Below are 8,066 nucleotides of genomic sequence, written 5' to 3'. Positions count from 1 at the left end.
CGCCGCAGCGGCGCCGCGACCGGCCGGCGCGGCCGCCTTCGCCCCGTCATTGCCGCTCGCCGTCGCGGCGGTTTTCCATCCGCACCATGGCCTCGTAATTGCGCGCCAGCATGGCGCGGCCGACATCCTTCAGGATCGCCTGGCCGGCGACGCGGCCCTGGCCGAGCACGAGGTCGATATTGGTGACGTTCGGCCCGCCGAGGTCCACCGAGCGGTTGCCCTTGGCATCCTCGATGCGCCAGGAGAGGACGTTGTCGCCCTCCACCTTGTCCACCACCACGCGGAAATAGCCCTCCGGGCCGTCCACCTTGGTGCCGGGCTTGAGGCGGATCTCCTCCTTGTTGACCAGCATGAACCCGAAATTGTGCCCGGTGGGGCAGCCCACGGGATAGACCGCGAAGCGCTTGTCGCCGGCGAAGTCGTCGCCGTAGGTCAGGCTGTAGGCGCCGCCATAGACCTTGAGGTTCGCCTTCTCGCCCTCGAAGGCGTTGGGCCAGGGCGACAGGAAGGCCACCATGTCGCCGTCCTCGAAGACGAGCGCCTTGCGGGCGGCGGTGTCCTCGATCAGCAGGTCGTTCTTCACCGGGCCGAGGGTGCGGGTGGCGGTGACCTTGTCGCCGGTCAGAAGGTCCAGCGTCACCGTTCCGGCGGCGGGATCGACGGCGCTGACGCGCACCGTGCGGTCGCCCACCTTCCAGCTCTCGCCGGCGCCGGCGAGGCCGGCAAACACCTTGTCCTGCGCCAAGAGGATACGGTCCATGCGCACCCCGCTCAGCCAGTCGAAGGTGATCTGCTTCGGCGTGATCTCGCGCGCCTTGCCCTGGTTGTAGAGCTGGGCGAAGCGGTCGCCGAACCAGCCGGTCTCGGTGGCGGAGAAGGCCGGGGCGCCGAACGCCCATTCCCAGTCCGTGCCGGCGATGGTGCGCACATGCACGGTGTGGTTCGCCATCTTCTCGTGGCCGACCGTGGCATAGTAATTATAGACCTGCCCGCCCACCGCGACGCTGCCGCCGGCGGGGATGGTCACGTCCTTCTTCACCACGATGGTCATGTCGTAGTCCACATAGGTGGGCAGGCGCGAGAGCACGGGCAGCGGCTCGCCGCGCAGCGCCACCTCGCCGCCCCATGTGTCCTCCATGAAGACGAGGCCGCCTGCGGGGATCACCACCTCGCCGTTCTCCACCCGGCTCTTGCGGATGAAGACGCCGTCGAACTTCGGCGGCTTGCGGCCGAAATCGTCGGTCACGACGCGCGCCTGCGGCAGGCCGGGCAGGCCCGGCACGTAGGCCGGCTTCACCGGGCGGTCCGCCAGGAGCGAGAAGGGCGGCGGCGGGATGTCCTTGTCGGCGATGGGGTGGGCCAGCGGCCAGCCGGGCTTGGCCGGCGTGAGCAGCGCCGCGTCGTCGGCGCGGCCGCCGGACATGCGAGCGCGCAGGCGAGCGCGGCGCCACATAACAGGGTCGGGAGCAAACGGGGCATGGCGAAGGTCCTCCGGATCTAGCTTTGGTTATGGGCGAGCGCTTGCTCCACCGGCCGCGCCGGCAGCGGGCAGGTGGCGAGGCGCCGCGAGAGGTAGAGCGTGCCCCAGAACGTGAGCAGCGCGGTGTTGAGCGTCAGCAGCCATTTCGGCACGTCGGCGAGAACACTGCCGGCGATGCCGAGCCCCACCAGCGAGAGCACCGGGGCGAGGCAGGAGATGCACAGAGCGGAGAGCGCCAGCACCCCGCCGCCCGCCGCCATCCCGGCCCCCGCCGCCCCGCCCCGGCGCCCGGCGACGAGCGCGAAAGCGAGGAAGGCGAAGGCGAGGCCGACGGTCGCGGCGGTGAAGTACTCCTGCTTGCGCATGAAGCTGACGGCGAACGCCTGGCTGCGCTCATAGGTCAGCGTGCCGGCGGAGACGAACTCGTCGGCGAGGAAGCCGCACTCCTCCGCCGCCGCCGCAGTCTGCGGCATCTCGAACAGAGCGTAGCTCAGCGCCACGTAGCCGAGCGCGGCGGCGAGGAAGACCGCGATCATGGTGCGGTAGGGGATCATGGCACGGTCCTTCCGGGAACAAAGGCGGTGGCGGGAGCGGCCGCGCCGGTCCCGCCCCGCGGCATCAGTAGGAGATGGAGGGGGCGCCCTCGCCCATGAACTCCACCAGCTTCGCGCCGCCGACGATCTTGGCGCCCGCCACCAGGTTGTTCTCGTCGAGCCCGCGCTTCTTGAAGCAGGGCGAGCAGACATAGATGGTGCCGCCGGCCTCGGCGAAGGCGCTCATGAGATCCTTCAGCGCGGCGAACCCTTCCTCGTGGATGTCGTCGGAATATCCCTTCTGCGACAGGCGCGTCCCCTCGATGGAGAGGAACACCACGGTCTCCTTGTCGGAGGCGACGGCGGCGTTGGCGATGACGAAGCCGACGGTCGCCTTGTCGGTGTCGTTCTTGGCGCAGCTGATGGAGACGACGAACTTTCCGGGCATCTACTCTCTCCCTCTTTCGGTGGCCTCAGCTCCAGTCGGTGCGGGAGCGGATCCAGAATTGGTGGGCGTCAGGATCGTGATGAATCAATGCGTTGCGGGTCATGCGGCACCAGGACGGCAGGTCCTCCGGCGCGCCGGGATCGCGGGCGGTCAGGCGCAAGACCTGCCCCGGCATGGCCTTCAGGCGCTGCCGCAGGAAGATGACAAGCTCGCCGCAGCCCATGTCGGCGGCGTCCCAGTCGTCGCTCGCGCCGAAACAATCGGCGCGCCCGTCGCGCTCGGCCATGGCCTTCGTCCCCACCGGCGGCGCGCGCCCGCAAGGACGCCGCGCACGGTCCGGATCTGTCGTTTTCTCAATGGGATGGGGAGCCGACGGCCGCCTGTAGCGCCTGCAGGTTTCCACTGCAGAGGACCAGCCCTCACGGGGCATGGCGTTGGGGGCACGTCAATGCTCGCAGTCAGACTAGGGCCCCACTTCCTGCCGCGTCAAGGCGCAGTGCGGTATGAACCGGCCACCGCGCCCCCGGACGAAGACTTACTTGCATTATTGAACTGATTTTGCCATCCTCCGGACAGGCTGACCCACCGGAGGCATGCGGAATGATCGTGCTAGGCGCCCGCACCCGGCGCCGCGTCGTGGTGGACGATGCGCGCGCAATTACCTTCATGGGCCCGACACTGAGGGTCTACGGCACCCCGAACATGCTCTACGACGTGGAGATGGTGTGCCGCGACATGCTGCTGCCCATGCTGGAAACGGGTTATGACAGCGTGGGCGCCCAGGTCCGGCTCGTCCATTCCGGTCCGGCGGTCATGGGCGCCGAGGTCGATGTGGAGGCGGAGATCACCGCCGTCGACGGCCGGCGGGTCTCGTTCGAGGCGGTGGTGCGGACGGAAGGCGCCATCATCGGCACGGTTGCCCACCAGCGGGGCGTGGTCGAGGTGGCGCGGCTTCAGGCGCGCGTGGACGAGATGCGCGCGCGCCTCGACGCGCCGCAATCCTGCGCCGACTGACGGCGTCCCCGCCTCAGGCTTCGGCCTCGGCCCGGACCGCTTCGGCCAGTTCGCCGAGCAGCCACTGAAGGCCGCCATCGCGCTCGCCGCGCTGGTGCCAGATGGCTTCCACCGTGGCCTCCAGCGGGGCATGGGGCAGGTCCAGCGCCACGTGCGCACCCGCGGACACGAGGCGGCGCGCCACCCGCTCCGGCAGCGTCGCCACCATGTCGGTGCGCACAAGAATGTCCCCCACCGAAGCATAATGGGGCAGCGACACGGCCACGTGCGCCACCGCCGCGCCGTCGCCATCCGCCTCCATGAGCAGACGGTCGATCCACACCCGGCGCCAGACGCCGCGGTCGTCGACGAAGCCGTCCAGGGCCTGGTCGCCGGCGCCGAGCAGCTCCACCACCACGAAGGGATAGGCGAACAGCGCCTCGCGCGTCACCGGAGAGCCCGCGAGCGGATGGCCGCGGCGCACCACCAGGGCCTCGCGATCGGTGACGAGAGGGGCACGGCGCACGCGCTCGGGCAGGTCCGAGAACCACCCCACCACCAGATCGAGCCGGCCCTCGTCGAGCTGCTGGACCACGTCGGTGCGGCTGTAGGGGAAGATACACAGCTCGATCTGCGGAGCTTTGCGCGCCAGGCGGGCGATCAGGCCGGTGAGCACCACGCTGGTGCCGTACTCGCTGGCGGCGATGCGGAACGTGCGCGCCGCCTCGGCCGGCACGAACGGCTTGGCGGCGATGGCATCCTCGATCCGGCCCAGGCCCTCGCGGATGGCGGGGGCGATCTCCAGCGCCCGCGGCGTCGGCACCATGCCATCGTCGCCATAGACGAAAAGTTCGTCTCCCACCGCAAGGCGCAGGCGCGCCAAGGCGTGGCTCACCGCCGATGCGGTCACGCCGAGGTCCTTTCCGGCACCGCTGACGCTGCGCGCGTGCATGACCGCTTCGAATACCCGGAACAAGTTCAAATCAACTCGCTTCAGCGACATGCCTGCGGCCTTATGATTGGAATTCATCACCGCACTGAGGAGAATTCAGCGTTTACGGCTCAGCTTCACATTGGCATCTTTCGCCCGCGAGCGAAACACGGGCGGCGCGGCGGATCGGCCAGATCGTCCATTTTCGCAACCCTCTCCAACGACGCGCAGTGGGGGCACGAAACGACGCGGGGATCGGACGACAATGCGAAGAGAAAAGACGGTATCAGAATAATTCCGGCCTTTTCTCATCCATTTTTCCTTTTGCGATACCACTTATATTGCATCACGCCAAATATTCTATTGCATCGCAATATCAATGGAGCGGACATCAAGAATTTGCCCCACGATCTTCTTGAGCCATGGAGCCTTAAGCCTTACGGTTGGCGGCGACTGGCCGGACGCCTTCAACGGCGCGCGCCCGGCGCTCGCACGGGGCATTTGCAGGGGACATTTGCAGGGACATCCGCACGGGACATCTGCCGAGCACAGGCCCTGCCGGAAGCACACGACACGAAGCCGCGGAACGCGACACGAGGACACCGCGGCACGAGGACGTCGCGACCCAAGGACAAGGAAGCCGCCCATGTTCCGAGACGAGGATCTGCCTGGCCCCGCTTACATCTCCACCGGCCATCTTCCGGAGGCCGAGGAGGTCGAGCGCCTGGTGCGGCGCGCCCATGGCCGCTTCAAGGACAATGCGGACGGCGAGAATTCCAAGGTCTATCCGGCCCTGGAGCGGGTGCCGCGCGAGCTGTTCGGCATCTGCGTCGCCGGCACCAGCGGGCGCATCTACGCCGCCGGCGACGTGGACCATGAGTTCACCATCATGAGCGTATCGAAGCCCTTCATCTTCGCGCTGGTGTGCGGCCTCATCGGCCCGACCGCAGCGCGGGCGAAGCTCGGTGCCAACGCCACCGGGCGCGCCTTCAACTCGCTCGCGGCGATCGAGGCGATGCCGGGCGGCATCACCAACCCCATGGTCAATCCCGGCGCCATCGCCACCACCAGCCTCGTGCCGGGCGCGAACGCCGAAGCGAAGTGGGACTTCATCCATGGCGGCCTCTCGCGCTTCGCCGGCCGGCCGCTGCCGCTGAACGAGGAGGTCTACGCCTCGGCCGTGGCCACCAACTTCCGCAACCGCGCCATCTCGCGGATGCTCCAGAGCGTCGGTGCCATCTACAGCGACCCCGAAGAGGTGACCGAGCTCTACACCCGCCAGTGCTCGCTCAACGTGAGCGCCCGCGACCTCGCGGTGATGGGCGCAACGCTGGCGGACGGCGGCGTGAATCCGGTGACGCGCGAACGCGTGGTCGAGCCGGACGTGTGCCATTACGCGCTCGCCGTGATGGCCACCGCCGGCCTCTACGAGACCTCCGGCGACTGGCTCTACGAGATCGGCCTGCCGGGCAAGAGCGGCATTGGCGGCGGCATCGTCACCGTCTCGCCGGGCAAAGGCGGCCTCGGCACCTTCGCGCCGCCGCTCGACGCGGCCGGCAACAGCATCAAGGGCCAGCTCGCCGCGCGTTACCTCTCGCAGCAATTGGGGATGGACCTGTTCGTCTCGCGCCCCGAGGACTGACCGTCGGCAGCGTGTTTTCAGCCCAACAAGAACCAGATCGCAGAAGGAAAACGCCCATGCCAAACGCCACGGCGGCCAGCCCGCACACGGGCCAGGAGGTCAAGGATTCCTGGGTGCCGATGATCGCCATCGCCCTCGCCCAGGTGCTCATGTCGTTCAATGTCGCCTCGCTGCCGGTGGCGCTCGGCGGCATGGTGAAGAGCTTCAACGTTCCGCCCACCACCATCGCCACCGGCATCGTCGTCTATTCCATGCTGGTGGCCGGCTTCGTGATGCTGGGCGCCAAGCTCAACCAGCGTTTCGGCGCGCTCAGGGTGTTCCGCGCCACGGTGCTGCTGTTCGGCGCCGCCCAGGTGCTGATGACCTTCAGCCCCAACGCCAGCGTCATGATCACCGCCCAGGGCCTGTCCGGCGCCGCCGCGGCGGCCATCGTGCCGTCGCTGGTGGCGCTGATCGCCGAGAATTACCGCGGCACCCAGCAGGCGACCGCGCTCGGCGCGCTCGGCTCGGCCCGCGCGGCGGCGGGCGTCACCGCCTTCCTCATCGGCGGCGTGCTTGGCACCTTCATCGGCTGGCGCCCGGCCTTCGGCATCCTGATCGCGCTCTCGGCGATCGTATTCGTGCTCAGCTTCCGCCTGAAGCAGGACCACGGACGCCCCGAGGTGCAGATCGATTTCGTGGGCGTGGTGCTCGCCGCCGCCGCGATCGTGCTGATCTCCTTCGGCTTCAACAATCTCAACCGCTGGGGCCTGGCGGTGGCGACGCCCGCCGCGCCCTTCACCATCGCCGGCCTCTCGCCTGCGCCGGTGTTCATCGTGGTGGGCATCGTGCTGGGCCAGCTGTTCGTGCGCTGGACCAAGCGCCGCCAGGAGGCGGGCAAGACGCCACTGCTGGCGCTGGAGGTCATCACCTCGCCCAAGGAGTGGGCGGCGGTGATCGCCATGTTCGCGGTGGTGGCGCTGGAGGCGATGCTGAACTTCTCGGTGCCGCTGTACATCCAGATCGTGCAGGGCCGCTCGCCGCTGGCCACCGCCATCGCCATGATGCCGTTCAACCTGACGGTGTTCTTCTCGGCGATGCTGATCGTGCGCTTCTACGACAGGCTGACGCCGCGCCAGATCGGCCGCTACGGCTTCATGCTGTGCACGGTGGCGCTGGTGTGGCTCGCCTTCGTGGTGCGCAACGACTGGAGCGCCGGGCCGGTGCTGATCGGCCTCGTCCTGTTCGGCATCGGCCAGGGCTCGCTGGTGACGCTGGTGTTCAACGTGCTGGTCACGGCCTCGCCCAAGGAGTTGGCGGGCGACGTCGGCTCGCTGCGCGGCACCACCAACAACCTCGCCTCGGCGGTGGGCACCGCGATCGCCGGCGCGCTGCTGGTGGGGCTGCTCTCCACCATCGTACTCGGCCGGGTGGCGGCGACGCCGACCCTCACCCCCGAGGTGCAGGCCATGGTGAACCTCGACAGCATCAACTTCGTCTCCAACGACCGGCTGCGGACCACGCTGGAGACCGCCGGCGCCACACCCGAGCAGGTGACGGCGGCGGTGGCGGTGAATGCCGAGGCGCGCCTTCGGGCGCTGAAGATCGGCCTGCTGCTCATGGCGGGCATCGCCTTGCTCTCGATCATTCCGGCCGGGCGCCTGCCGGACTACAAGCCGGGCGAAATTCCTGACCCGGATACCACGCCGCCCGCCAAATGAGGCGGCGCCTGCCGGGGCGCCCGATCCCCCGCGGGCGCTCCGGCAGGACCTGTCCGAGCCCGTTGCCATGGCGAGACTTCGCCATGACCGAGGCGCCGACGGGCACCTTTCGCCGTCCCACGCGTTGAGTCTTCTGCCCGCCGTGCTCGGAGGGTGGGGAATGGCAGTCTGGAGGTAACCGTGGCCGTCACAGGCAACAAGCGCCGCTCGCCGATTCACGCGGGCAAGTTCGGCCGGGGTCCTCATGGCGAGCGTTTTCGCTTGGTCGACGGCCGCCTTCCCCATCGCCGCCGGGGCGCAGACGCCGGCCCGCCGAGCGCAGCCGCCGGGCACCGCCGC

At 68.8% G+C, this 8,066-nt stretch carries 8 protein-coding genes; 3 read left to right on the top strand and 5 right to left on the bottom strand.

The genetic code is table 11. The features are described from left to right. Positions 1-46 precede the first annotated feature (46 nt). From AC2W7M_RS15035 to AC2W7M_RS15020, 4 genes are all read right to left on the bottom strand, one after another. Entirely contained in the window at positions 47-1,423 is a 1,377-nt protein-coding gene (locus AC2W7M_RS15035) for a hypothetical protein (protein WP_486133051.1), read from the bottom strand. Positions 1,424-1,497: 74 nt separating this feature from the next. Continuing rightward, on the bottom strand, positions 1,498-2,034 hold the full coding sequence (locus tag AC2W7M_RS15030; protein ID WP_486133050.1) for a hypothetical protein: 537 nt from the start codon (positions 2,032-2,034) through the stop codon (positions 1,498-1,500). Positions 2,035-2,098: 64 nt separating this feature from the next. Further along, positions 2,099-2,461, bottom strand: a complete 363-nt coding sequence (locus AC2W7M_RS15025; RefSeq protein ID WP_121624640.1) for a DsrE family protein — start codon at positions 2,459-2,461, stop codon at positions 2,099-2,101. A 25-nt stretch (positions 2,462-2,486) separates the two neighbouring features. Continuing rightward, positions 2,487-2,747 carry a sulfurtransferase TusA family protein gene (locus tag AC2W7M_RS15020; protein WP_486133049.1) on the bottom strand — a complete coding sequence of 87 codons (261 nt, stop codon included), beginning with the start codon at positions 2,745-2,747 and terminating at the stop codon, positions 2,487-2,489. Between the two features lie 314 nt (positions 2,748-3,061). On the opposite strand from AC2W7M_RS15020, the gene AC2W7M_RS15015 reads away from it, so the two are divergent. Beyond that, complete coding sequence (locus tag AC2W7M_RS15015) at positions 3,062-3,475, top strand: thioesterase family protein (protein WP_486133048.1); 414 nt, start codon at positions 3,062-3,064, stop codon at positions 3,473-3,475. Positions 3,476-3,488: 13 nt separating this feature from the next. Here the strand turns inward: AC2W7M_RS15015 and AC2W7M_RS15010 are convergent, their stop codons facing one another. Continuing rightward, complete coding sequence (locus AC2W7M_RS15010; protein WP_486133047.1) at positions 3,489-4,457, bottom strand: LysR family transcriptional regulator; 969 nt, start codon at positions 4,455-4,457, stop codon at positions 3,489-3,491. A 574-nt stretch (positions 4,458-5,031) separates the two neighbouring features. Here AC2W7M_RS15010 and glsA point away from each other — a divergent pair. Further along, on the top strand, positions 5,032-6,027 hold the full coding sequence (gene glsA, locus AC2W7M_RS15005; protein ID WP_486133046.1) for a glutaminase A: 996 nt from the start codon (positions 5,032-5,034) through the stop codon (positions 6,025-6,027). Between the two features lie 56 nt (positions 6,028-6,083). Further along, the gene (locus tag AC2W7M_RS15000) at positions 6,084-7,727 is read left to right on the top strand and encodes an MFS transporter (RefSeq protein WP_486133045.1); all 1,644 of its coding nucleotides are present in this window, start codon (positions 6,084-6,086) and stop codon (positions 7,725-7,727) included. Positions 7,728-8,066: the final 339 nt, after the last annotated feature.

The sequence above is a fragment of the Xanthobacter sp. BG11Y11_SDJG genome, from assembly GCF_057364445.1.
Note: the sequence above shows the minus strand (reverse complement) of the source record. Positions and strands in the feature narration are given on the sequence as shown.

Coding starts and splice junctions, on each gene's coding strand:
- AC2W7M_RS15020 (WP_486133049.1), bottom strand. CDS start 2,747: ATGGCCGAGCGCGACGGGCGCGCCGATTGTTTCGGCGCGAGCGACGAC.
- AC2W7M_RS15000 (WP_486133045.1), top strand. CDS start 6,084: ATGCCAAACGCCACGGCGGCCAGCCCGCACACGGGCCAGGAGGTCAAG.
- AC2W7M_RS15035 (WP_486133051.1), bottom strand. CDS start 1,423: ATGTCCGGCGGCCGCGCCGACGACGCGGCGCTGCTCACGCCGGCCAAG.
- AC2W7M_RS15025 (WP_121624640.1), bottom strand. CDS start 2,461: ATGCCCGGAAAGTTCGTCGTCTCCATCAGCTGCGCCAAGAACGACACC.
- AC2W7M_RS15030 (WP_486133050.1), bottom strand. CDS start 2,034: ATGATCCCCTACCGCACCATGATCGCGGTCTTCCTCGCCGCCGCGCTC.
- AC2W7M_RS15010 (WP_486133047.1), bottom strand. CDS start 4,457: ATGTCGCTGAAGCGAGTTGATTTGAACTTGTTCCGGGTATTCGAAGCG.
- AC2W7M_RS15015 (WP_486133048.1), top strand. CDS start 3,062: ATGATCGTGCTAGGCGCCCGCACCCGGCGCCGCGTCGTGGTGGACGAT.
- glsA (WP_486133046.1), top strand. CDS start 5,032: ATGTTCCGAGACGAGGATCTGCCTGGCCCCGCTTACATCTCCACCGGC.